This is a genomic window from Pseudoalteromonas sp. 0303 (assembly GCF_013349995.1).
Classification (GTDB): Bacteria; Pseudomonadota; Gammaproteobacteria; order Enterobacterales; family Alteromonadaceae; genus Pseudoalteromonas.
Genome location: NZ_JABVXF010000002.1, coordinates 1 through 23,601, shown reverse-complemented (window position 1 = coordinate 23,601; position 23,601 = coordinate 1). Strand labels below are relative to the sequence as shown.

At 41.6% G+C, this 23,601-nt stretch carries 21 protein-coding genes; 12 read left to right on the top strand and 9 right to left on the bottom strand.

Annotation, left to right across the window (positions count from 1 at the left end):
- Positions 1 to 333 precede the first annotated feature (333 nt).
- The 12 genes from HUS62_RS02250 to HUS62_RS02195 all read left to right on the top strand — a co-directional run bounded on the left by HUS62_RS02250 (position 334) and on the right by HUS62_RS02195 (position 13,891).
- The gene (locus HUS62_RS02250) at positions 334 to 597 is read left to right on the top strand and encodes a DUF4212 domain-containing protein (protein WP_054551160.1); all 264 of its coding nucleotides are present in this window, start codon (positions 334 to 336) and stop codon (positions 595 to 597) included.
- Between the two features lie 10 nt (positions 598 to 607).
- On the top strand, positions 608 to 2,332 hold the full coding sequence (locus HUS62_RS02245) for a sodium:solute symporter family protein (RefSeq protein WP_175078414.1): 1,725 nt from the start codon (positions 608 to 610) through the stop codon (positions 2,330 to 2,332).
- 119 nt (positions 2,333 to 2,451) lie between these two features.
- Positions 2,452 to 4,290, top strand: a complete 1,839-nt coding sequence (locus HUS62_RS02240; RefSeq protein WP_058585783.1) for a DUF294 nucleotidyltransferase-like domain-containing protein — start codon at positions 2,452 to 2,454, stop codon at positions 4,288 to 4,290.
- 8 nt (positions 4,291 to 4,298) lie between these two features.
- Positions 4,299 to 4,922 (top strand): 3'-5' exonuclease, encoded by a 624-nt coding sequence (locus HUS62_RS02235; RefSeq protein ID WP_175078413.1) that lies wholly within the window; start codon positions 4,299 to 4,301, stop codon positions 4,920 to 4,922.
- Positions 4,919 to 5,380, top strand: coding sequence for an isoprenylcysteine carboxylmethyltransferase family protein (locus HUS62_RS02230; protein ID WP_175078412.1), 462 nt, complete (start codon positions 4,919 to 4,921; stop codon positions 5,378 to 5,380). The genes HUS62_RS02235 and HUS62_RS02230 overlap by 4 nt, the downstream gene beginning before the upstream one ends.
- A gap of 378 nt (positions 5,381 to 5,758) precedes the next feature.
- Positions 5,759 to 6,775: an erythrose-4-phosphate dehydrogenase gene (gene epd, locus HUS62_RS02225; protein ID WP_054551164.1), complete on the top strand. Its 1,017-nt coding sequence runs from the start codon at positions 5,759 to 5,761 to the stop codon at positions 6,773 to 6,775.
- 42 nt (positions 6,776 to 6,817) lie between these two features.
- Positions 6,818 to 7,993 (top strand): phosphoglycerate kinase, encoded by a 1,176-nt coding sequence (locus HUS62_RS02220; RefSeq protein ID WP_175078411.1) that lies wholly within the window; start codon positions 6,818 to 6,820, stop codon positions 7,991 to 7,993.
- Between the two features lie 197 nt (positions 7,994 to 8,190).
- Positions 8,191 to 9,255, top strand: a complete 1,065-nt coding sequence (fba, locus tag HUS62_RS02215) for a class II fructose-bisphosphate aldolase (RefSeq protein WP_054560883.1) — start codon at positions 8,191 to 8,193, stop codon at positions 9,253 to 9,255.
- Positions 9,256 to 9,656: 401 nt separating this feature from the next.
- Positions 9,657 to 10,607 (top strand): porin, encoded by a 951-nt coding sequence (locus HUS62_RS02210; RefSeq protein ID WP_175078410.1) that lies wholly within the window; start codon positions 9,657 to 9,659, stop codon positions 10,605 to 10,607.
- A 146-nt stretch (positions 10,608 to 10,753) separates the two neighbouring features.
- Entirely contained in the window at positions 10,754 to 11,443 is a 690-nt protein-coding gene (gene phoB, locus HUS62_RS02205; protein WP_054551169.1) for a phosphate regulon transcriptional regulator PhoB, read from the top strand.
- 56 nt (positions 11,444 to 11,499) lie between these two features.
- Positions 11,500 to 12,831 carry a phosphate regulon sensor histidine kinase PhoR gene (phoR, locus tag HUS62_RS02200; protein WP_175078409.1) on the top strand — a complete coding sequence of 444 codons (1,332 nt, stop codon included), beginning with the start codon at positions 11,500 to 11,502 and terminating at the stop codon, positions 12,829 to 12,831.
- A 91-nt stretch (positions 12,832 to 12,922) separates the two neighbouring features.
- Positions 12,923 to 13,891, top strand: coding sequence for a PstS family phosphate ABC transporter substrate-binding protein (locus tag HUS62_RS02195; protein ID WP_054560880.1), 969 nt, complete (start codon positions 12,923 to 12,925; stop codon positions 13,889 to 13,891).
- A gap of 52 nt (positions 13,892 to 13,943) precedes the next feature.
- On the opposite strand, the gene mdoH is transcribed toward HUS62_RS02195, so the two are convergent.
- The 9 genes from mdoH to dksA form a co-directional block, all read right to left on the bottom strand.
- Positions 13,944 to 15,926 carry a glucans biosynthesis glucosyltransferase MdoH gene (gene mdoH / locus HUS62_RS02190; RefSeq protein ID WP_175078408.1) on the bottom strand — a complete coding sequence of 661 codons (1,983 nt, stop codon included), beginning with the start codon at positions 15,924 to 15,926 and terminating at the stop codon, positions 13,944 to 13,946.
- On the bottom strand, positions 15,898 to 17,616 hold the full coding sequence (locus HUS62_RS02185; protein WP_175078407.1) for a glucan biosynthesis protein: 1,719 nt from the start codon (positions 17,614 to 17,616) through the stop codon (positions 15,898 to 15,900). The genes mdoH and HUS62_RS02185 overlap by 29 nt, the downstream gene beginning before the upstream one ends.
- Positions 17,617 to 17,961: 345 nt before the next feature.
- Complete coding sequence (locus HUS62_RS02180; RefSeq protein ID WP_058585751.1) at positions 17,962 to 18,201, bottom strand: hypothetical protein; 240 nt, start codon at positions 18,199 to 18,201, stop codon at positions 17,962 to 17,964.
- Positions 18,202 to 18,258: 57 nt separating this feature from the next.
- Positions 18,259 to 19,110: a pantoate--beta-alanine ligase gene (gene panC / locus HUS62_RS02175; RefSeq protein ID WP_175078406.1), complete on the bottom strand. Its 852-nt coding sequence runs from the start codon at positions 19,108 to 19,110 to the stop codon at positions 18,259 to 18,261.
- The gene (gene panB, locus HUS62_RS02170) at positions 19,111 to 19,905 is read right to left on the bottom strand and encodes a 3-methyl-2-oxobutanoate hydroxymethyltransferase (protein ID WP_063530220.1); all 795 of its coding nucleotides are present in this window, start codon (positions 19,903 to 19,905) and stop codon (positions 19,111 to 19,113) included.
- A 29-nt stretch (positions 19,906 to 19,934) separates the two neighbouring features.
- Positions 19,935 to 20,423 carry a 2-amino-4-hydroxy-6-hydroxymethyldihydropteridine diphosphokinase gene (gene folK / locus HUS62_RS02165; protein ID WP_175078405.1) on the bottom strand — a complete coding sequence of 163 codons (489 nt, stop codon included), beginning with the start codon at positions 20,421 to 20,423 and terminating at the stop codon, positions 19,935 to 19,937.
- Between the two features lie 2 nt (positions 20,424 to 20,425).
- Positions 20,426 to 21,712: a polynucleotide adenylyltransferase PcnB gene (pcnB, locus tag HUS62_RS02160; RefSeq protein WP_236702902.1), complete on the bottom strand. Its 1,287-nt coding sequence runs from the start codon at positions 21,710 to 21,712 to the stop codon at positions 20,426 to 20,428.
- Between the two features lie 292 nt (positions 21,713 to 22,004).
- A complete protein-coding gene (gene gluQRS, locus HUS62_RS02155; RefSeq protein ID WP_175078404.1) occupies positions 22,005 to 22,949 on the bottom strand; it encodes a tRNA glutamyl-Q(34) synthetase GluQRS in 945 nt (314 codons plus the stop codon).
- A gap of 20 nt (positions 22,950 to 22,969) precedes the next feature.
- Positions 22,970 to 23,413, bottom strand: coding sequence for an RNA polymerase-binding protein DksA (dksA, locus tag HUS62_RS02150; RefSeq protein WP_135925983.1), 444 nt, complete (start codon positions 23,411 to 23,413; stop codon positions 22,970 to 22,972).
- Positions 23,414 to 23,601 lie beyond the last annotated feature (188 nt).

The window sequence follows — 23,601 nt, the reverse complement described above, 5'->3', positions numbered from 1 at the left end:
TTCGATGGCAAGATTTTTTGTAATAATAATTAATGAAATGCAAGTTATTGAAAATTAATGAATAGTACTGTTTTATGTATCTTTATTAGACTAATGTCGCAGATCATTCGTTTTTACTATTTTCGCTATTTCGCAAATTTATCTTTATAGGTTAAGTTGTTGTTAACTATTGTTTTTTACCATCCATTAACAAATGGTGTTTTGCAGTTTACGTAAACGTAAACCAGCTGTTACGACTATGGTCTCAATTCCATAAATCAGAACCCTTGCTAACTTAGTTAATGACAACTAATACCACTCATTACTTTCTTGTAATGCATAAGGGGATAAAAAATGGCTTTTAAAGATGAAGAACAAGCAAAAGCTTATTGGGCGGAAAACCTCGCACTGCTATTTAAATTATTAGCAATTTGGTTTGTCGTGTCATTTGGCTTCGGCATTTTACTGGTAGACGTACTTAACGAGATACGTTTCTTTGGGTTTAAACTCGGCTTCTGGTTCTCCCAGCAAGGCGCTATTTACACCTTTGTTGCTTTGATTTTTGTTTACGTTTTCAAAATGAATACGTTAGATAAAAAATATGGCGTAGACGAATAGGAGCTAAGCAATGGATGTTCAAACACTCACATTTATTATCGTCGGTTTAAGCTTCGCGCTTTATATCGGCATCGCAATCTGGGCTCGTGCTGGGTCAACAAATGAGTTCTACGTTGCAGGGGGCGGTGTACCGCCGCTAGCAAATGGTATGGCAACTGCTGCTGACTGGATGAGTGCGGCATCGTTTATCTCAATGGCGGGTATTATCTCGTTTGCGGGCTATGACGGTGGTGTATATCTAATGGGTTGGACAGGTGGTTATGTACTACTTGCACTTTGTTTAGCTCCTTATCTACGTAAGTTTGGTAAGTTCACGGTGCCAGATTTCATCGGTGACCGTTATTACTCACAAGCTGCACGTGTTGTTGCAATTTTATGTGCCATCTTTATCTGTTTCACATACATCGCAGGTCAAATGCGTGGTGTGGGCGTAGTTTTCTCTCGCTTCTTAGAAGTAGATATTGAGACCGGTGTTTACATTGGTATGGTGATTGTATTCTTCTACGCTGTATTAGGCGGTATGAAGGGGATTACATATACGCAAGTCGCTCAGTACTGTGTACTAGTATTTGCTTACCTTGTTCCAGCAATCTTCATTTCAATGATGATGACAGGTCACTTCTTCCCACAAACAGGTTTTGGTGCAACGCTTAGCGATGGCTCAGGACAGTTTGTACTCGATAAATTAGACGGGCTCAGTACTGAGCTTGGCTTTGCGCAGTACACCGAAGGCTCGAAGAGCATGATTGATGTATTCGCAATCACAGGCGCGCTAATGGTTGGTACTGCAGGTTTACCGCACGTAATCGTTCGTTTCTTCACTGTTCCACGTGTTAAAGACACGCGTATCTCAGCTGCATGGACACTTGTTTTCATTGCAGTTGTTTATACAACAGCACCTGCTGTAGCGTCATTCGCTCGTGTAAACATGATTGATACAATTAACGGTAAAGATGGTAGCGGTACAGAGTACGCAGAAGCACCAGCTTGGGTTAAAAACTGGGAAAGAACAGGCCTAATCACCTTTAACGATAAAAATGGTGACGGCAAAATGTTCTACTCAGCAGGTAAGATTGATGATCCAAACAGCGCAAACGAAGTTAAAGTTGACCGCGACATCATGGTACTTGCAAACCCTGAGATTGCAGACTTACCAGCATGGGTGATTGCATTAGTAGCAGCAGGTGGTATCGCAGCAGCGCTATCAACAACAGCAGGCTTACTATTGGTGATCTCGACCTCGGTATCGCATGACTTATTAAAACGCACCTTAAAACCAGATATAAGTGACAAACAAGAGCTACTAGCAGCGCGCCTAGCTGCGATGATAGCGATTGTAATTTCAGCTTACTTTGGTATTAACCCGCCAGGATTCGTGGCCTCGGTTGTTGCCTTTGCCTTCGGCTTAGCAGCGGCGAGCTTCTTCCCAGCCATCATTATGGGTATCTTCTCTAAGAAGATGAATAAAGAAGGTGCGATTGCGGGTATGGTGACAGGTATTACATTTACAGCGGCTTATATTATCTACTTCAAGTTCGTAAGCCCTGAATTGAATGCACCTGCAAACTGGTTATTTGGTATCTCACCAGAGGGTATCGGTCTAATTGGTATGATAGTTAACTTTGTGGTTGCAGCTATCGTACTTAAACTAACGGCTGAAACACCAGTTGAAATCCAAGAAATGGTTGAAGGTATCCGTAATCCTAAAGGTTCGAGCGCAGCACACGCGCACTAATAAAACCATTTTATAAGAACACACTCTTGAAGTTCAAAAGCCCGACTTAAGTCGGGCTTTTTATTTATTTCAAACAGGGGTAGTGTAGATATTGTCTCTATTTTATAGCGAGAATGACCATGAATACCGAGCAACAGGAAGTCGCCCAATTTGTGATGCAACAAACGCCATTTAATCAGCTTGATGGCGCTGCCAGTGAGTATTTTGTAAACCATCTCGATATTATTTATCTGACCCGTGAGAATCAAAATCAGTGGTTAAGTTCAGATAATCTCAGATTATTTTTAATTCGCTCTGGCGATTATGATTTAGTCGACCCAAAAGGCGATGTGATTACTAAGTTATCGAGTGGCGATTACTTTGGTTTTCCTTCACTGTTAACTGGCGAAGCGATTCAAAATAGCATTTCAGTGCAAAAGGAAGGCATTGTTTACATGCTAAACCAAGCGGCATTTGATTACTTACGCCGTGAGTATAAAGTGTTTGAGCAATACTTTGTTCGCGCCCACAAAAACCGTTTATTGTCTTCTCATTATAAAAGTCAAAACGACAGTTGGTCGGAGAAGAAAATTTGCGAATTGATGAATCGCAAAGCCGTCACCTTGGCGCCAGATGCAAGTATTCGTCAAACCGCTAAAAAAATGAAACAACAGGGTGTTTCGTCGATTATGCTAACTGAACATGATCGCCTCGTTGGGGTTGTCACCGACAGAGACTTGCGCAATCGCGTATTGGCCGATGAGGTTGACCCTCAAGAGTCAGTAAGTAGCATCATGACGTGTAAACCCAAGTTTATTTTTGAAAATAACCGCGTGTTTTCGGCGCTACACTTAATGCTTAAGCACAATATTCACCATTTACCTGTGCTTGATGAACATCACAAACCGCTTGGTATGCTCACCAGTACTGATTTACTGCGTCAGCAAAAAAGCGACCCAGTACAATTGATTGGACGAATTTATAAAGCGCATAGCGTGGTTGACTTAAAACGTTATTCGCAAGAGATACCCGGTTTATTAAAAGGCTTTTCGAACAATATTGATGATATCTCCTTGATTGGTAAATTATTAAGTGGTTTAACCGATGCACTGACTTCGCGTTTGATCCGTTTATTTCAAGAAGATAATGGCGCGGCACCAACCAGCTTTAGTTTTATTTGTTTTGGTTCACAAGCAAGGGAAGAACAAACGCTGCATTCAGACCAAGATAATGGCCTGTTGCTACCTGATGATTTAACAGAAGAACAACAAGATTACTTTAAACGCATGGGCGAGTATGTCTGTGAGCATTTAATTGAGTGCGGTATAAAACGTTGCCCTGGCAATATTATGGCGAGCAATGCAGCGTGTCGAATGGGCATTAACGATTGGACAGAAAAGTTTCATAAGTGGATCACCTCACCCACACCAGAGGCGATGCTCAATTGTAAGATATTTTTTGATTTACGGTTTATTGAAGGTTCCACTACTTTATATGCGCGCTTTTGTGAGCAGCTAAAACGCATTTCTAAAAATGACTTATTCTATGCAGCTATGGCGAGCGACATTAAAAATACCCCAGTGCCCATTGGTTTGTTTAATCAATTTAAATTAGAAACTGACGAAAAACAGCATAAGTACCTCGACTTAAAAAAACGCGGTGTGGTGATCATCAACGACATAGTGCGTTTATATTCCCTTAAAGCGGGTATTCAACGCGCTAATACGCAAGAGCGTATTGATGCGTTAATGAAGTTTTCGCTACTCAATAAAGATGACTTATATAACCTAAAAGACTGTTGGCGCTTTTTAACCCAGCTGCGTTTAGGTACGCAAATTAACGAAGAGGGATTGCCTAGCAACTGTATTAACCCAAATGCGTTGAATTCATTAGAGCGACATCAATTAAAAGAAGCATTTTATTTGGTTAAACAGGCACAGCAAGCGGCCGCATTTAAATTTGCTCGCGGTAGTTTATAGGAGGCGTTATGGTTAAACGCTGGTTAAGTCGGTATTTAGCGCGCAAGCAACTTTTGGCAGTCGATGCTTATAAAGAGCGTTATGTAGTGATAGACATGGAATTAACGGGCCTTGACCCTCGCCAGCACGAAATTGTCTCGGTGGCGTGGGTAATGATAGAAGATCAATGCATTAAACTCAGTGGTGCACAGCACTTAATAAATAAAGACGTGCAAAGCTTAGAGCAAAGCCCGATTTATCACGGTATTGCAAAACAAGATATAGATACAGGTGAAAGCCTCGAAACCATTCTGGGTAAGCTGCATCAGCATTTTGGTGAGTGCATTTTAGTGTTTCATAACGCGGCACTTGATTGGGGGTTTTTAAAACAGGCTTGCAGAACGCTTGGCTTAGATGCAAAAGCGCGTTTAATTCTTGATACCTTTGTTATTGAAAAAAAACGCCTGCACCAGCAAGGCCACGAAATTGGCCACGATGATTTAACACTTAGCGAATGCCGTAAACGCTACAACTTACCACATTACAGCTCGCACCATGCCCTTACTGATGCCATGGCAACGGCGGAGTTATTCTTAGCCCAGTGTCATCAAATTAGTCGTGGTAAAGCATTGAAAGTAGGGGAGCTTGTGTGAATCAGTTAGAATTAAAAGTGCCCCCAGTTTTGCTGCTGCTGATCATTGCGTTGATGATGTGGGGCATAGCAGACTTGTTTACGAGTTTTAGCTTCTCGTTTTTCGCATCATCTTTTGTAGCACTACTCATTGCATTTTTAGGTGTGGTGTTTGCTTTATTAGGTGTTTATCAATTTCGTAAACAAGGTACGACCGTTGACCCTCGAATTCCAGAAAAGTCGGCGAGTCTTGTTACAAGTGGTGTTTATCAATTTAGCCGTAACCCAATGTATGTTGGTATGTTACTAATACTAGTTGGTTGGGGAATTTATCTTGGTAATATTGCGAGTTTTATTATGTTGCCGGTATTTATTCTCTATATGAATCGATTTCAAATTATGCCAGAAGAAACGTTTATGGCAGAGAAGTTTGGGTCAGCATACCAGCAATACAAAAAATCTGTTCGTCGCTGGCTATAAAGGAATACAGAAAGCTATATGAGCTCGCTAACGCAGTTTTATTTACCTTGCCCTCTTATAAAAATGTGTAAGGTCTATTACCAAAACTGCGCCATCTAAAACATGCTAAGCAACTTTTATTTCACATGACCTCTTATAAAAACTCTTCAGGTCGATTACCAAAACTGCGCCATCTAAAACATGCTAAGCAATTTTTATTTCACCTGACCTCTTATAATAATGTGTAAGGTCGATTACCAAAACTGCGCCATCTAAAACATGCTAAGCAACTTTTATTTCACTTGACCTCTTATAATAATGTGTAAGGTCGATTACAATACCGCCATCTAAAAGGCAGCTGCCTTTATCTGCAAGCAAATAGAGTGGATTTTCTTCTTCATGGCAATCAAACTTGCAATTAATGGTTTTGGTCGAATCGGGCGTAACATCGTCCGTGCTCTGTATGAATCAGGGCTTGAAGATCAAATCAAAATTGTCGCTATTAACGAATTAGCCGACCCTAAGGGCATTGCCCATCTCCTTAAATACGATACATCTCACGGCCGCTTTTCATTCCCAGTTAATCTTGGCGAAGATACTTTAACGGTTGCTAACGACTCTATAGCCTTATTTGCAGAAGAAAACCCTGCAGAACTGCCTTGGCAAACTCTTGATGTTGATGTGGTTCTTGAATGTACTGGGGTGTATCACTCTCGTGAACATGCAGAACTACACTTAGCTGCTGGTGCAAAAAAAGTATTGTTTTCACAGCCTGCAGATGCTGATGTTGATGCCACAATTGTGTATGGTATTAACGATGATGAGCTAAAAGCTGAACATACGATTGTTTCAAACGGTTCATGTACCACAAACTGTATTGTGCCAGTAATTAAAGTGCTGGATGACGCATTTTCGATTGAATCCGGGGCTATTACAACGATTCATGCCTCGATGCATGATCAGCAAGTGATTGATGCGTATCATCATGATTTACGTCGTACTCGCGCTGCAAGCCAGTCTATTATTCCGGTAGATACAAAGCTTGCTCGTGGTATTGAGCGTATTTTGCCTAAGTTTCATAGTCGCTTCGAAGCCATTGCTGTTAGGGTACCAACTATCAATGTGACGGCGATGGATTTAAGTGTAACAGTGAATACCGATGTGAATTTAGCGACTGTCAATCAGGCACTTAAGTTAGCTGCAAAAGACCGCCTTGACGGTATTTTAAGCTACACAGAAGAGCCATTGGTATCGGTAGATTTTAATCATGACCCACATTCTTGTATCATAGATGGCACTCAGACACGTGTTAGTCATAAACGACTGATAAAGTTGTTAGTGTGGTGCGATAATGAGTGGGGCTTTGCGAATCGTATGCTCGACACTGCGCGTGCGATGATGGCTGTAAGCCAATAATTTATAAATATAATATTAGTATCGTTAACTAAGGAGAAGTCCATGTCGGTCATTAAAATGGCAGATTTAGATTTAAACGGCAAACGCGTGTTAATTCGTGAAGATTTAAATGTGCCTGTAAAAGAAGGTAAAGTGACCTCTGATGCACGTATTCGTGCAGCATTACCAACTATCAAATTAGCGTTAGAAAAAGGCGCTAAAGTAATGGTGATGACACACCTTGGCCGCCCTACGGAAGGGGAATATGATGAAGCGTTTTCGCTTGCCCCTGTGGTTAATTATTTAAATGATGCCCTTGAGCAAACAGTTCGTCTTGAAAAAGACTACCTAGAAGGCGTAGACGTTGCTGATAACGAAGTTGTTGTTTTCGAAAACGTGCGTTTTAACGCTGGCGAAAAGAAAAATGACGAAGCACTGTCTAAAAAACTAGCTGCATTATGTGATGTTTACGTAATGGACGCATTTGGTACGGCTCACCGTGCACAAGCATCGACTCACGGTGTGGGTTTATTTGCTGATGTTGCATGTGCAGGTCCACTACTTGCGGCGGAGCTAGACGCACTAGGTAAAGCGCTTGATAACCCAGCTCGTCCTTTGGTTGCTATCGTTGGTGGCTCTAAAGTATCGACTAAGTTAACTGTACTTGATTCACTTTCTAAAGTGGTTGATCAACTTGTAACGGGTGGTGGTATCGCTAATACCTTCATCGCAGCGGCAGGTCACCCAGTAGGTAAATCTTTATTTGAAGCTGATTTAATTGATGAAGCAAACAAATTAAGTGCTGCGGCAAAAGCTAATAACGGTGAAATACCGGTACCAACTGATGTTGTTGTAGGTAATGAGTTCTCAGAATCTGCAGTGGCAACATTAAAAGATGTGAATGAAGTAACTGACGAAGACATGATCTTCGATATTGGTCCTGATACAGCAAACCAATTAGCAAAAATCATTGCTAATGCGGGCACTGTTGTATGGAATGGTCCAGTTGGTGTATTTGAATTTGACCAATTTGGTAATGGCACACGTGCTATTGCTGATGCGATTGCTAACTCAAGTGCATTCTCGATTGCTGGTGGCGGTGATACGCTTGCAGCGATTGATAAATACGGCATTGCCGATAAAGTTTCTTACATTTCAACCGGTGGTGGTGCTTTCCTTGAATTTTTAGAAGGGAAAAAATTACCAGCAGTTGCTATGCTTGAAGAACGTGCTAAGTAATTAGTGCGTATGCCAGCGTAGTTATTAGGTAATTACGCTGGTTTGGCTGTTAATAAAATACCTCTCACCCTCGTTTTATTTACAGCTGTTACGGTAGGCGCGAGCTTTTCGTGATGCAGTGATGCATCAAAAAAATAACTTATCCGTTCAAACTAGATAGTAGGGAACTACTGTCGATACAATTTGGAGAATACCAAATGGCTTTAATCAGTATGCGACAACTTCTTGATCATGCAGCTGAAAATGGTTACGGCGTACCTGCGTTTAACGTTAATAACCAAGAGCAAATGCGTGCAATTATGGAAGCGGCTGACAAAACAAACAGCCCGGTAATTGTACAAGGTTCAGCAGGCGCACGTGCCTATGCTGGTGCCCCTTTTATTCGTCATATGATTTTAGCAGCCGTTGAAGAATGGCCTCATATCCCAGTTGTAATGCACCAAGACCACGGTACTTCACCAGGTGTATGTCAGCGCTCAATCCAGTTAGGCTTTTCATCAGTTATGATGGATGGCTCATTAATGTCTGATGGTAAAACTCCTTCAAGCTATGAATATAATGTTGATGTAACTCGTCAAACCGTTGAAATGGCTCATGCTTGTGGTGTGTCTGTTGAAGGCGAGTTAGGTGTTTTAGGTTCACTGGAAACAGGTGAAGCAGGTGAAGAAGACGGCGTGGGTGCAGAAGGTAAATTGTCTACTGATCAAATGCTAACAGATCCTGAAGAAGCCGCTGATTTCGTTAGTAAAACTAAGGTTGATGCACTTGCTATTGCTTGTGGTACATCACATGGTGCGTACAAGTTCACTCGTCCACCAACAGACGATATCTTAGCGATTGATCGCATTAAAGAAATTCACGCGCGTATTCCTAACACTCACTTAGTAATGCATGGTTCTTCTTCTGTTCCACAAGAGTGGTTAGAAGTGATTAACCAATACGGTGGCGAAATTCCTGAAACGTATGGCGTGCCAGTAGAGCAGATCATCGAAGGTATTAAGTACGGTGTTCGTAAAGTTAATATCGATACCGATCTTCGTTTAGCATCAACAGGTGCAATTCGTCGTCACTTAGCTTTAAACCCAGCTAACTTTGATCCACGTAAATACTTAGCTGAAGCAACGAAAGCAATGACAGAGATCTGTGTTGCTCGCTACGAAGCATTTGGTACGGCAGGACAAGCTGGTAAGATCAAGCCTATCTCTTTAGATGATATGCATCTTAAATACTTATCAGGTGAACTTGATCCACAAATTAAGTAATTGATAGTAATTTGAAAAAGCCGGCTTTATGCCGGTTTTTTTATATGATTCGATCAAGGCGGATCAGCGATATACTTACTCGTGTTTTTCAGGATCACTGTTTTACTAACCTTCGCTTTCACGGATCATTATTTTACTAGTTGTATACTGATCACAGGCTTTTCTTTGCTCATCTTTTAAACGAAATGCTGAGCGCCTTAACATTAAATCAACAAGTTATCTTATTCTCTAAGTAAAAAACTGATCTGAAGTTGATCTTCTTAGTAAAAATCTGATCCTGATCTGATTAAGTTGGTAGATCAGTGATCCGTGATTTTTATTTGAAATATCTCCTCCTCGCCTTGACCAAAAGCCCTTTATGTTCGATTTTTAAGTTATTGCTTAAATTGAGGATCGCTACCATGAATAAACCTGCCATGATGTTGTCGAGCTTTGCAATGTGCATTATTTCTTTTCATAGTGCTGCCGAAGCTGTAGATGTGTATGGTCGGGCCCATTTAGGGGTTGCTAATAGCGACACTGGCGATGGCAGCGAAACGTCTATTGAGAGCTATAACTCTCGTATGGGGATCAAAGGCAGCGGTGAAATAAGCGATGGGTTAAAAGCCGTATATAAGTTTGAATTTGCAGTAAATGCGGCAGATCAAGATAGCGATGGTAAAACTGAAGAGAATATTACCGCGCGTAATCAATATGTTGGTCTACAAGGCAGTTATGGGCAGGTAGTGCTTGGTCGTCACGATACCGCGTTAAAAGTATCGCAGGGTAAAATTGATTTAATGAACGACTTTGATGGTGATGTTAAAGCCTTGTTCAATGGTGAAAATCGCCTTGGTGATGTGGTTCATTACAGTTCGCCAATTGTTGGCAATATGCAATTTGTGGTCACCTATATTGCTGAAGATAACTCCAAACAAGATGAAGAAACCGGTGTTTCTGCGGCATTTATGTATGGTGATAGTAAATTTAAAAAAGCGCCTTATTTTGTAAGTGTTGCCCACGACAGTAAAGTAGCCGGTTATGATACAACACGGTTTACGGCGCAAGGCAAATTAGGCGATTTAACCTTAGGCGGTATGTATCAACAAAGCGAAAAAGTCACCAGTTCTGACAAAGAAGATGGGTTTTTAGTGAGCGCATCTTACAAAATAGATAAATATAAGTTGCTGGCGCAATATCAAGATACTGATGGCAGCTTTGGTAAGTTGAAAGATTCGGGCAGTGGTACTTCTATTGGGGTTGAACGAAGCCTGTCAAAACAAGCACGTATGTACATGTGGTATACGCAATTTTCACTAGATAATAATGCTGATGAAGATCATCTTGCAGTCACTTTAAGGTATGACTTTTAATCCGAAATTTACTATTTAAGCGTAAAAAATGGCTATTTTTGCATTGATTTTTTTGCGCTTTTTCAATTACTCGTTAGACTTTCATAAAAATGTCATACTTAGTCATAATAATGAAACCAGTTCGCTAACGAAAGAGATAAATTGGAATGTCACGTAAAGTACTAGTCGTCGATGACGAAGCGCCTATCAGAGAGATGCTGGTTTTTGTTTTAGAGCAAAATGGTTTTCAAGCAATTGAAGCAGAAGATTATGACTCTGCGATTGAAGCTATGGTTGAACCATACCCAGATATGGTTTTATTAGATTGGATGTTACCTGGTGGTAGCGGTATTCAAATTGCTAAGAAATTTAAGCAAAACGAATATACTCGTCAGATCCCTATCATTATGCTGACTGCTCGCGGTGAAGAAGAAGACAAAGTACGCGGCCTTGAAGTAGGTGCTGATGATTACGTAACCAAACCATTTTCTCCTAAAGAATTAATGGCGCGCATTAAAGCGGTTATTCGCCGTGTTTCACCAACCTCATTAGAAGAAGCCATTGAAGTTCATGGCTTACGCCTTGACCCAATCTCACACCGTGTAACATCAGAAGGTAGTGAATTAGATATGGGGCCTACTGAATTTAGATTACTACATTTCTTCATGACGCATCCTGAACGTGTTTACAGCCGTGAACAATTACTTGATCATGTATGGGGAACAAATGTATATGTAGAAGACCGTACTGTTGATGTACATATTCGTCGTCTACGTAAAGCGATTGCACCATTAGGGCATGACCGTTTAGTGCAAACCGTTCGCGGTGCAGGCTATCGTTTTTCAAGTAAATTATAAGTGTCATGGCAATGACCTTAACAAGCTAATTTACATACTTAAGGTAAAGTGAGTGTATGTATCGAGTAGTGAATAAACAGGCGTTAGCAAAACGCCTGTTTATGTATTTCTTACCCTTGTTATTAGTTGGCGTACTTGTAGGTGCGCCTTTTTTGCTTTTATTTTTAGGCTCTTTTGCACTTTTAATTTGGCATTATCATCAATTATATCGCCTCAGCGATTGGCTCCTTAATCAACGTAGTTTTAACCCACCCGAAGGGGAGGGAGCGTGGGAGCAAGTCTTTGAAGGGATCTATCATTTACAACACCGCAACCGTAAAAAACGCAATGAATTGGCAGACTTAATACGCCGTTTTCGTGACGGCGCCGAGGCTGTGCCTGATGCGGTTGTCGTATTACAAAAAGACCTAAGCATTATTTGGTGTAACCAATTGGCTTTAAAAGTTTTAGGGTTACAGTGGCCTACTGATCATGGGCAACGCTTAGATAATCTTATTCGCGATCCTAAGTTTGCAAAGTACATGCATAAAGCCTGTTTCGATGAACCGCTCGAGCTTGATGGTGGCCACAGCTACGATCAAACCTTAGAGTTTCGTGTTATGCCCTATGCGAGTTCACAGTTGATGATGGTGGTGCGTGATGTTACTCGCTTAAAGCAACTTGAGCAGATGCGTAAAGACTTTGTGGCCAATGTTTCTCATGAGCTGAGAACACCGCTTACTGTGGTAACCGGTTACTTAGAAATGCTTGATTCAGATAGCTTACCACCTCCTGCAATGTGGCAAAAAGCGCAAACAACCATGCTTGAACAATGTAAGCGTATGGATAGCTTGGTCAATCAATTACTTTCGTTGTCGCGTATTGAAGGGGCACGTCGTCAAGATAACGATAAACCTGTCAATGTGCCGCAGCTTCTTACCTATATTCAAACCGAAGCACAGTCATTGAACCAAGACAAAGGCCATGAGCTTATATTTAATGTTGATACGAGTTTAGATATTAAAGGGGCCGAAGATGAATTACGCAGTGCCTTTTCTAACCTTGTTTTTAATGCCATTCATTACACCAAGCCAGGTGGCAAGATTGTGGTTGATTGGCAGCTTAAAGATAACCAAGCCGCATTTAGTGTGACCGATAATGGTGATGGTATTGCCGCAGAGCATATTAACCGTTTAACCGAGCGTTTTTATCGTGTCGATAAAGCTCGTAGCCGTACGACAGGTGGGTCTGGGCTAGGTTTAGCAATTACAAAACATGTACTTACAAGGCATGATAGTCGTTTAGATATCAGCAGTAAATTAGGACAAGGCTCGACCTTTGCGTTTGCATTTGGTAGCGAAAAAGTCGTGCGTATTGCAGGTAATACCAAAAAAACTGCAAAGTCATAAAAATGTCATTTAAGGGTAATCTAACTGTCATCTAGTGTCATTAGAGTAGACCGCAGTTAGGAAATGGGACGAACAAATCGGAGTAACCCCTATGAAATTCAAAAATCTCGTTGCCGCAATGGGTGTGGCTGTAACAACATTTGTATCAGCACAAGCAGCTGCAGTTGATAAAGATATGCCTGAGTACACTAAAACAAGTGGTATCTCTGGTAACTTCTCATCTGTTGGTTCTGACACTCTTGCAAACATGATGACGTTCTGGGCAGAAGAGTACAAACGCTTCTATCCAAACGTAAATATTCAAATCCAAGCAGCGGGTTCTTCAACTGCTCCTCCAGCATTAACAGAAGGTACAGCAAACTTCGGCCCAATGAGCCGTCGTATGAAGTCAAAAGAAATCGAAGCATTCGAAAAGCGTTACGGCTACAAGCCAACTGAAGTTCGCGTTGCAATCGATGCTCTAGCTGTATTCGTACACAAAGATAACCCAATCAAAGGTTTACGTATTGACCAAGTTGATGCGATTTTCTCTTCTACACGTAAATGTGGTGCAAGTGAACAAGTTAATCGTTGGAGCGAAGTAGGTCTTGAGGGTGATTGGGCTGCAAAAGATATCCAGCTTTACGGTCGTAACTCAGTATCAGGTACTTACGGTTACTTCAAGAAGAAAGCACTTTGTAAAGGTGACTTCCGCAACAACGTAAATGAACAACCTGGTTCTGCATCTGTAGTACAGTCAATCTCTTCTTCAGTGAACGCGATTGGTTACTCAGGTATCGGTTATAAAACATCAGGTGTACGCACAGTTCCACTTTCTAAGAAAGGCGATAACTTTGTTGATGCAACATTAGAAAACGTAGCAACAGGTAAATACCCACTATCTCGTTTCTTATACGTTTATGTGAACAAGCACCCTAACAAGCCGCTTTCACCAATCGATGCAGAGTTCTTAAAAATGGTTCTTTCTGTAGACGGTCAAAAAATTGTTGAGAAAGATGGTTATGTGCCACTTTCAGGTAAAATGGCAATGGCTGAACTTAAAAAGCTAGGCCTTCTGTAACAACCATACAGACATAGATGAAAAAACCGCTCATTGAGCGGTTTTTTTTCGTTTAGCTTTTGGCAAAGAGCTTGGCTTTAATACGTTGCTGAGCAATACGTACTTGCTTGCGCTTTTTACCCGAGGGTGCCTTAAAGCTTTGGATAGGCATTACTGTTGGGTATTCATTGGGTAATGCTGGCACACTAAAGTCAGCGTGCTCATCCTTTGGCAAGCCAATTTCTTGTTGATGTACACGAAGTGCCGCTAAGGTATCATCGTTTTCAACTTCACTTGGGCATAAAAATAAACCCATTTTACGCATTTTCACTCCTAAGCCGATGCTGCTTGAATAGCGTACAATTGGCGCTGCTAAAATAAGGCCTACTAAAATTGGTGATAACCACCAAAAGAAAGTCGGTGTGTAATAGTAAGCAACCGAGCCCCAGATAATCGCGGTAATAGTCGAAAATAACGTATAACCAATCGCTTCTTTCCACGGTACCATTCTGCCTTCGCGAGGTTGTGCATCCCAGCTAACTTTTTTGCCTAAAAATACGCACACGACAAAGTAGCTATGAAATACCATCATTAAAGGGGCAATCACAATCGCAAAAATAGTTTCGATGAGTGAACCGGCAATTAACTTCATCGTACCGCCAAAGGCTTTATTACGATGCACTAAAGTCACAATTACGCCCATTAATTTAGGCAGTAACAACAATACAGCTGTAATAAATAACAACGAATCAATTAAATCAGTTTTTGCAATTTGCCAGGTTGGGAAAAGTTGATATGCATGGTTAAAGTACACGTCGCTATTAAGTGCACGAGTTACTGCATCTAAGGTACTTAATGCCAGCATCGATAACCAAATCAACGATGAAATATACGCTGTGGCACCAAATAAAAAGTGCATTTTACTCATTAGCTTAAGACCTGATTTAGGTAGTAAACCTAAATGCTGGATATTACCTTGCACCCAGCGTCTATCACGAATCGCGTAATCGAGAATGTTACTTGGTACTTCTTCGTAACTGCCTTCAACATCGCTAAGCAATAACACATCCCAACCACTGCGGTGTAGCAGAGAAGCTTCTACAAAGTCATGACTTAAGATCTCACCACCAAATGGGGCATTACCTTTTAGAACAGGTAGGCCGCAGCACTTTGTGAATGCTTCAACGCGAATAATCGCATTGTGGCCCCAGTAGTTTGCTTGGTTTGTTTGCCAAAAAGCAGAACCAGTTGCCAGCATTGGGCTATATAAAATTGATGCAAACTGTAAAAAGCGACCAAAAAACGTGTCTTGGCGAACCGGAATCGGGATCGTCTGGATCAAGCCTGATTTTGGATTGCTGATCATGCTAGAAGTCAGTTCAAGCATACATTGACCCGTCATAATGCTATCGGCATCAAGCACAATCATGTGATCGTACTGGCTGCCCCAACGTTCACAAAAATCAGTTAAGTTACCCACTTTACGGTGTTTATTATCTTCACGGCGACGATAAAAAGTATGCTTTGCTAAATCACCTAAGCGCTCAGTAAGTGCATTCCACGCTTTAAGTTCATTACGTGCAATTTCAGGGTTTTGCGTATCACTTAGCAAGTAAAAGTCGTAATGCGGCATTTGCCCTGTTTTAGCCAGCGAGCGTAAACTAACTTCAAAACCGGCGATGACACGCTCTGTATCTTCGTTGTAGATAGGCATAACAATGGCTGTTTTAGTTTGGCTCAAGGCATGCTGATTAATCTCGATTGGCTTTTGACGTTTTAAGGTCAACGGGTCAATACGAAATAATTGCAGGATGAAGCCCATACAGCCACTACAAAAGGCTGTAACAATCCACGCGAAGGTAACTGTAAATAATGCTAGTAAAGCGTACTCAAGCGGTGTCATGCCGTTAGAATTTAAAATATCGAACATGATCCACACGCCATAGGCGGTAATGGTAAGCGCTATGCTTGAAAAAAGCCAAGCGCGGGTCTTCTTAAATGGCATTGCTGTTGCCTTTAATGCTTTACTATTGGACGTCGTTTGGATACCAGACATAGCTCCATACCTCGCTGATTTCTTTATCACGTAGTTTTAACGATAAGCGCATATCAACAGGCTTATCTCCCTCTGGCGCCACTTTAAATGCTACGCGCCATCCTTGATTGTTTGGTAACTGCTGTACCGTTTTATCGCTTATTTGCCCAGCAGAGAGTGTAAGGTCCGCCTGCATGGCAAAATTAGCTGATAGTTGATTAATGGTTTCGCCACTAAAATCAACGGTAAATTGGCGGTGGCTTTTTGGTGGTGGATTGTCTTCACCAGGTAATGCTGCACTACCAATTCGGGTTCTTAACACACTCGCTTTATCTTGAGTTGCAAGCGTGGCATTGAAAGTCGACAGCTTGTAACTAAAGCTTAAGCTGTCACCAGCTTTCATAGGCTGCTCTGGCACCCAATAGCTAACAATATTGTCGTTGGTTTCGGTATCTGTAGGAATCTCTACTAACTCAACACGCCCTTTACCCCAATTACCCACTGGCTCAATCCACATGCTCGGACGGTTGTGATAATGCGCTTCGGTATCAAGGTAGTTATTAAAGTCTCGGTCTCGCTGTGCAAGGCCAAAGCCTTTAGGGTTCTCGTAGCTAAACGAAGTGACACTTAATTTTTTTGGGTTATTCAGTGCACGCCAAATCCATTGACCTTGTTCTGATTGCATTAATAGGCCATCAGAATCATGTACTTCAGGGCGGTAATCATCAAAAAACTTAGTACTATTTTCGCCGTGGTAAAACATACTTGTTAGCGGGGCTATGCCGAGTTTTTTAATGTCTTTACGGGCAAAAATTTGCATCTCGGTTTTTACTTCAGTGTTAGTAGAAGGTGTTAGTTCAAAACGATAGGCTCCCGACACTGAAGGGCTATCTAATAATGCATAAAGCACGATGGTAGTATCTTCGGGTGCAGGTTTTACTAACCAGAACTCTTTGAAAACAGGAAATTCTTCGCCTGAGCTCAGTGCTGTATCAACTGCAAGACCTCGAGCTGACAGACCATATACTTGATGCGGGCCAACTAAACGAAAATACGAAGCACCTTGGAACACAGCTACTTCGTCTTTGTACTGGTTGTTGTTCAGTGGAAAATGCAAACGAAAACCTGCATGGCCAAGTTGTGTATTGGCAATAGCGGTGCTGATCTCTTGCTCTAACGGGGCAGCAGTTGCATCGTAACGATAGTAATCTGTTTTAAAAGGTAAACTTTTTACTTCGGCATTTTGCTCAAGAGTATTGATTGCAACTGGTGAGCGATATAAAAAGCCAGGGTGGAATAACTGCACTTCATACAGGCTTTGATCTTTCCAAATTGCTTGCTCAGTACGAAAACGAATCGCACGGTAGTCCTGATAACCAATATTAGTTAATGCTTCAAGCTCTAACTCTTTAGGCGCTACATACGGCTCAGAGGCTAATTTTTTCGCACGTGCAGTGATAACTTCAAATAGCTTTTCTTCTGGAATCGTGATCATTGCAGGCTTAAGCTCAACAGCAGCAGTATCCTCTACTTGCTGTTTTTCATTTGCGGTTGCTTGAACCTCAGCGGCTGTTTGTGCTGTTTCAGTTGCTTTTGGCTGCTCTGGGTCTTCAACTGCGTAACTATGACCTGCGCTGATGGCTAATAATACGCCCAAGAAGGTCTTCTTTTTAATAGCGCTGAAGAGCTTAGTTCGGGTTTCTGGTTTCATTCAATTTTCCTTTAGCCGTAAATCACGTTAATTCTTTCATATCTCATAGCAATTGCTGGGCCCAAAATAAAAACTAATAATCTCAATGGCTTTGAGTTGGTGCAGCTAAATGCGAAGAGTAAAATTTTGAAATTAGTGAGAAACAATTACACAGTTGCAGTTGTTTATTCGTCACCAATATGGAGAAGTTTAATGAACGAAAGCTTGCCCTAATATGAATAGCTTAAAGGGTAAACAAAAATATGAACAAAATTACCAGAGGCTTAATTGTGAAAGCGAAATTGTTATCGGGAGGGGGAGTGCAGGCACCGAATAGGTTATCAGTGCCTTAAAAGCGAGCTGTTGTTATTTAACTTCGCCTAACTTTTCTGCATTAGCTTTACATTGGTTGTAAGCTTCAATGCACTTGTTGCTACAGACTTTATGAACTAAGCCGTCAGCAGTGCTTTGTTGCTCACAGCTTGCTTCGCATTGATAGTTTTGCTGAGCACATTGCTGCATTTCTGGGTTGTCAATTTTGCTTGAGCAGGCAGACAGTAATGTCATAGCAAACAATGTTGCTGCAATTGCTGGTAGTTTTTTCATGCTTATCCCTAGTTTATGTCTTTTCTTTGCAATCCATCTTACCCAGATTGTTGCTATTTAATCCAGCTCAACTTGTAAATTGTCAATTAATCTTACTGAGCCCAAATAAGCAGCAGCTAAAATAACAAGTTGTTTATCAGCCGCGGTGGCTGGTTTTAGTGTTGAGCGCTCTGCAATCGAATAATAGTCAGGTTTTAGTCCAGCCTTTTCAAGCTGTACTTTTGCATCTGCCTCAAGTGCTGCAATGTCTGCGCTGCCTTGTTTAAGTGCCGTTGCAGTATTATTTAGTGTGGCAAACAGTACTTTTGCGGTGTCTTTTTGCTGATCAGATAAATAGCCATTACGAGAGCTCATTGCTAAACCAGAGATTTCGCGGCAAGTAGGTACGCCAATAATTTCAACTGGAATAGATAGGTCGCGCGTCATGGTTTTAATAACCTGTAGCTGCTGAAAATCTTTTTCACCAAAACAAGCAAAGTCAGGTTGAACCAAATTAAATAGCTTAGTGACAACGGTTGCAACGCCTTTGAAGTGACCAGGACGCGAGCCTCCACAGTAACCCATAGAAACACCCGGTACATCGACAAAGCTTTGCTCGCCTAAACCATTTGGGTAAATCGTTTCAACGGATGGGGTAAACACGATATCAGTACCAAGATCTGCTAAACCTTGTTTATCTTCGTTTAGTGTGCGCGGGTAACTATCAAGGTCTTCATTGGCACCAAATTGCATCGGATTTACAAAGATACTCACAACCACTTTATCAGCCAATGTTTTGGCTTTTTCAACAAGTGAAAAGTGACCTTGGTGTAAATTGCCCATGGTAGGCACTAGCGCAATGCTCAGGCCCGCTTGACGCCAAGCTTTGATTTGGCTGCGTAACGATTTAATTTCAGTGATTGATTGCATTTATTTAAACTCGTGTTCGGTACTTGGGAAAGCACCACTTTTTACATCTTCACAATACTTTTGCACTGCTGCTGGCATATTGCCGGTTTCTAATAAAAAATTCTTTGAAAACTTAGGGATATAACCTGCCGAAATACCAACTAGGTCGTGCATTACTAAGATTTGCCCATCAGTTTGATTACCTGCACCAATACCAATGGTAGGAATGTTTAGCTCATCAGTAATACGTTTAGCAAGCTCACTTGGAATACATTCTAAAACAAGTAACTGTGCACCTGCCGCTTCAAGTGCTTTCGCATCGCTGACCATTTTATCGGCTTGAGATTGCTCACGACCTTGAATTTTAAAACCGCCAAAAACATGCACTGACTGAGGTGTTAAGCCTAGGTGGCCACATACTGGAATACCTTGTTGGGTCATCGCACGAATGCTGTCGTGCAGCCATTCGCCACCTTCAAGCTTAACCATGTTTGCCCCAGCACGCATCAGCTCTGCTGCATTTTTACAGGCATCAGTTGGGTTGGCATAGGTCATAAAAGGTAAGTCAGCAATCACAAATAATTCGCGGCTACCGGCACGCACACAGCGAGTATGGTATGCAATATCTGTGTTGGTTACAGCAAGGGTGTCATCAGCACCTTGCAATACCATGCCTAGTGAGTCACCGACTAAAATCACCTCGACGCCATTATCATGAAACAATTTAGCAAAGCTGGCGTCGTAAGCCGTTAATGCGGTGATTTTTTGTTGTTCTTGTTTCATTTTATTGAGAGTTGAAACGGTGATTTTAGACATAATTTCCTCTAAGGCTTAGCCTTGGTTGATTACTGCTGAGGGAGTTGTTGTAAATCGTTTAAAGGCAACGTTTTTGTTATATCAGCAAGTGATTGATTATTCGGTAATACAAGTGTTGGTGCAATTTCTAACAAGGGATAAACAACAAATTCTCGCTCTGTTAAGCCGTAATGAGGCACAGTTAAGCGAGGGGTGTTTATCATGTCATTACCGAACAATAAAATATCTATATCAAGGGTACGCGGACCCCAGCGTTCTTCTTTTCTAACACGGCCATGCTCAAGCTCAATGGCTTGAGTTAAATCAAGCAACTGCTCTGGCTTAAGTGCAGTTTTAACACACGCGACTGCATTTACATAATCGGGTTGATCTTGTGGCCCCATTGGTTTGCTTGCGTAATCATGGGATACACAAACAAACTCAACATCTTTTAATGCTTTTAGGGCAGTGACAGCAGCATGAATTTGTTTACGTGGTGTGTTTAAGTTGGCACCTAAACCTAAATAAACGGTATGCATACTTAGTCTACTTTTTTCTTGCGTGGGCGACGACGGCGCTTAGGGCCACCTTGATGTCCTAAACTTTTAACCATCTCTTTTTGGCCATTGATGTCTTGGCTTAGGTAGGTTGTCCACCAATCAGCAAGCTCTTTTTGTTGCTCTTCGCCAGCTTGCACACGCAGTAATAAGAAATCATAAGCGGCTTTGAAGCGAGGCTGTTGAGTGAGCCTATAAGCGCGCTGACCACCTCGTTTATCAAGGCGTTGCTGAATATGCCAAATATCGCGTGCACCCAAGGTGAAGCGTTTTGGTACTGCTACCTGTTGCGCGTTTTCACTCAGTACTTTGTTCATTGCTTGTGCAAATGCATCGTACTCTGAAAGTTGATCGCGTTGTTGTAACTTTTTAGTAATGCTCAGTAATGGGAACCACAATAAGGCTGCAAAAATAAAGGCTGGGGTGACTTTTTTATCAGCATTAATACGTTTATCGGTGTTTTTAAACATTTGCAGGATAAACGTATGTTCAAAGCCTTCAGGGTTGGCATCTAAGATTTTATCAAGCGCAGGAAATAATGCTTTGAATAAACCATACTGGCGGAGCATTAAGTAGTTTTCTTCTGCTTTGCCGTTTAAGAACAATTTGAGTGATTCTTCAAACAAACGAGCTGGCGGAATATGATCAAGCAAGTTAGCAAGGCTTTTAATTGGCTTTTCGGTGCCAGGTGCAATGCTCATTCCTAGTTTGGTGGCAAAACGCACTGCACGTAACATGCGCACAGGGTCTTCACGGTAACGTGTTTCTGGGTCGCCAATTAGCTCAATTTGTTTTGCTTTTATCGCGCTAATGCCATTGGCATAGTCATAAATACAAAAGTCATTAATTGAGTAATAAAGTGCATTAATCGAAAAGTCGCGGCGCTCAGCATCTTCTTCAATACTGCCATAAACATTGTCGCGCAGGAGTTGGCCGTGTTCACTTGATTGGCTAATTTGATTTTTGCTTTCTTCAGCTTCGTGATGGCCACGCATGGTCGCCACTTCAATAATTTCTCGACCAAATACAATATGCGCTAAACGAAAGCGACGACCAATTAAGCGACAGTTACGAAATAGCTTTTTGATTTGCTCTGGGGTTGCGTTTGTTACAACGTCGAAGTCTTTGGGTTGTTGGCCTAACAATATATCTCGAATACAACCACCTACAAGGTAGGCATCAAAACCACCTTCTTTAAGGCGGTACAATACTTTGATTGCATTTGGGCTAAATTGTTTGCGCGAAATACCATGTTCACTGCGTTCGATCACCAAAGGTAACTCGCTCGTTGGCAAAGCATCACTTGATGTCGTGGCATTTGGGCCAATAATCTGCCGACAAAATTGAAAAAGCTTAGAAATAATAATCTGTCTCCTACGACGCGGACTTTGCGACTCATCAAGTATAGCGTTTGTTTGATACTTCGCCGATGTGAGATTGACGTGTAATCAGTGTGTTTTAAATGGCGCTAAATTAAGGTGTTGATGATTCGCACACTTTGGGTCGCTATCATATACCAGCAGGGCTGAAAAATTAAGTTACTCGGCCTTTAAAATTGGCAATTTATTTTTCAATAGTAACAAAGTTACAAAAAGGAGAGTTTGGATCCTCGCTAACTTGTATTTCTTGCACCTTTGGTATGTGTTCAAGGCGGTAAGTTTCAATAGCCCAAGCTAACATCTGATCGATATTTAACGATAAAAGTGAGCTTTCTGGCTTTAAGCCTAAAAAGCGCAAGGCATCGAACAACGCGGGCTTTGGATCTGATTTTGCTATTGCCGGAGCGTAATTTTGTTTTGATAGCTTAAAACCGGGTTTAGCTACTGCTAAAGGTAGGTGGGCGTATTCTGGGGCCGGTTTATTTAGCTGCTTAAACAAACTGAGTTGTCGTGCCGTCGGTTCGAGTAAATCAGCGCCGCGAACGACTCTTGTAATACCTTGTGTAATATCATCGGCGACTACGACCAGTTGGTAAGCAAATAAACCATCGCTGCGCTTTATTAAGTAATCTTCTTTGGCAAGTTGGCTATCAACATACACTTCACCTTGAATTAAATCATGGTAGTGACTGGTTGCAAATTGCTGGGTTAAACGTAGCGCTGAATCAGTTAAAGCGTGGTTTTTATACCGGCAGTGGCCTTGGTATATTCCACCGATTGCTTTAATTTCTTTGCGCGTGCAATGGCATGCATAAACAAGGTTTTGCGAAATTAACTCGTCAACAATGGCTTGGTATTGCTCATGACGCTGGGTTTGGTATATGACAGGCTCGTCCCAGTAAAGACCGTAAGCCTCTAAGGTATGTAATATATCGTCGCTAGCACCGCTTACAACACGCGTTGTGTCGATATCTTCAATGCGTACTAACCATTTTCCTTGATTGGCTTTTGCATCAAGGAAGCTACCCACAGCCGCTATAAGTGAGCCAAAATGTAATGGCCCTGAAGGGGATGGCGCAAAGCGGCCACGATATTCACGCATTGGCGTGTTAACGGCTGTGGTAGACATGGGCTAATTAAAGGATGTAATTAACCGCGTCCAGATTGCTTTTCTTTAATTTCCGCAAGCGTTTTACAGTCTACACATAAATCAGCTGTAGGACGCGCTTCTAGGCGGCGGATACCAATTTCGATACCACATGATTCACAGAAACCAAAGTCATCTTCTTTGATTAATTGAATCGTTTTTTCAATTTTCTTGATCAGTTTACGCTCACGGTCACGAGTACGAAGTTCTAATGAGAATTCTTCTTCCTGTGCTGCACGGTCTACTGGATCCGGAAAGTTAGCTGCTTCGTCTTGCATATGCGATTTAGTACGGTCTACTTCGTTACGTAAATCGTTACGCCAAGCTTCTAAAATTTTTTTGAAATGAGCACGTTGTGCTTCATTCATATACTCTTCACCTGGTTGTTCTTGGTATGGTTCCAACCCGGCCTGAGCCAATAACCCTAGTCTTTTTTGGTCTGGCATAACTTTCTCCTAAATCCTTAATATTTTGCCCAGCGTTAGCCGGCGGCTATAAATAGCAGAATCATTAGATTGAGGCAAATTTATTTTAGCTTAATTTATATGCCTCGACACGGCTAGCGCATTTTAATCCCAGATTCTAACAGGGTTGAGCGATAATCATCGTCTAGCCCTGCCATTTTCTTTTTTCT

What these genes read in the sequence shown, in the direction of transcription:
- HUS62_RS02250 (WP_054551160.1), top strand. Translation starts at nt 334, where the DNA reads ATGGCTTTTAAAGATGAAGAACAAGCAAAAGCTTATTGGGCGGAAAAC.
- HUS62_RS02245 (WP_175078414.1), top strand. Translation starts at nt 608, where the DNA reads ATGGATGTTCAAACACTCACATTTATTATCGTCGGTTTAAGCTTCGCG.
- HUS62_RS02240 (WP_058585783.1), top strand. Translation starts at nt 2,452, where the DNA reads ATGAATACCGAGCAACAGGAAGTCGCCCAATTTGTGATGCAACAAACG.
- HUS62_RS02235 (WP_175078413.1), top strand. Translation starts at nt 4,299, where the DNA reads ATGGTTAAACGCTGGTTAAGTCGGTATTTAGCGCGCAAGCAACTTTTG.
- epd (WP_054551164.1), top strand. Translation starts at nt 5,759, where the DNA reads ATGGCAATCAAACTTGCAATTAATGGTTTTGGTCGAATCGGGCGTAAC.
- HUS62_RS02220 (WP_175078411.1), top strand. Translation starts at nt 6,818, where the DNA reads ATGTCGGTCATTAAAATGGCAGATTTAGATTTAAACGGCAAACGCGTG.
- fba (WP_054560883.1), top strand. Translation starts at nt 8,191, where the DNA reads ATGGCTTTAATCAGTATGCGACAACTTCTTGATCATGCAGCTGAAAAT.
- HUS62_RS02210 (WP_175078410.1), top strand. Translation starts at nt 9,657, where the DNA reads ATGAATAAACCTGCCATGATGTTGTCGAGCTTTGCAATGTGCATTATT.
- phoB (WP_054551169.1), top strand. Translation starts at nt 10,754, where the DNA reads ATGTCACGTAAAGTACTAGTCGTCGATGACGAAGCGCCTATCAGAGAG.
- phoR (WP_175078409.1), top strand. Translation starts at nt 11,500, where the DNA reads ATGTATCGAGTAGTGAATAAACAGGCGTTAGCAAAACGCCTGTTTATG.
- HUS62_RS02195 (WP_054560880.1), top strand. Translation starts at nt 12,923, where the DNA reads ATGAAATTCAAAAATCTCGTTGCCGCAATGGGTGTGGCTGTAACAACA.
- mdoH (WP_175078408.1), bottom strand. Translation starts at nt 15,926, where the DNA reads ATGTCTGGTATCCAAACGACGTCCAATAGTAAAGCATTAAAGGCAACA.
- HUS62_RS02185 (WP_175078407.1), bottom strand. Translation starts at nt 17,616, where the DNA reads ATGAAACCAGAAACCCGAACTAAGCTCTTCAGCGCTATTAAAAAGAAG.
- HUS62_RS02180 (WP_058585751.1), bottom strand. Translation starts at nt 18,201, where the DNA reads ATGAAAAAACTACCAGCAATTGCAGCAACATTGTTTGCTATGACATTA.
- panC (WP_175078406.1), bottom strand. Translation starts at nt 19,110, where the DNA reads ATGCAATCAATCACTGAAATTAAATCGTTACGCAGCCAAATCAAAGCT.
- panB (WP_063530220.1), bottom strand. Translation starts at nt 19,905, where the DNA reads ATGTCTAAAATCACCGTTTCAACTCTCAATAAAATGAAACAAGAACAA.
- folK (WP_175078405.1), bottom strand. Translation starts at nt 20,423, where the DNA reads ATGCATACCGTTTATTTAGGTTTAGGTGCCAACTTAAACACACCACGT.
- gluQRS (WP_175078404.1), bottom strand. Translation starts at nt 22,949, where the DNA reads ATGTCTACCACAGCCGTTAACACGCCAATGCGTGAATATCGTGGCCGC.
- dksA (WP_135925983.1), bottom strand. Translation starts at nt 23,413, where the DNA reads ATGCCAGACCAAAAAAGACTAGGGTTATTGGCTCAGGCCGGGTTGGAA.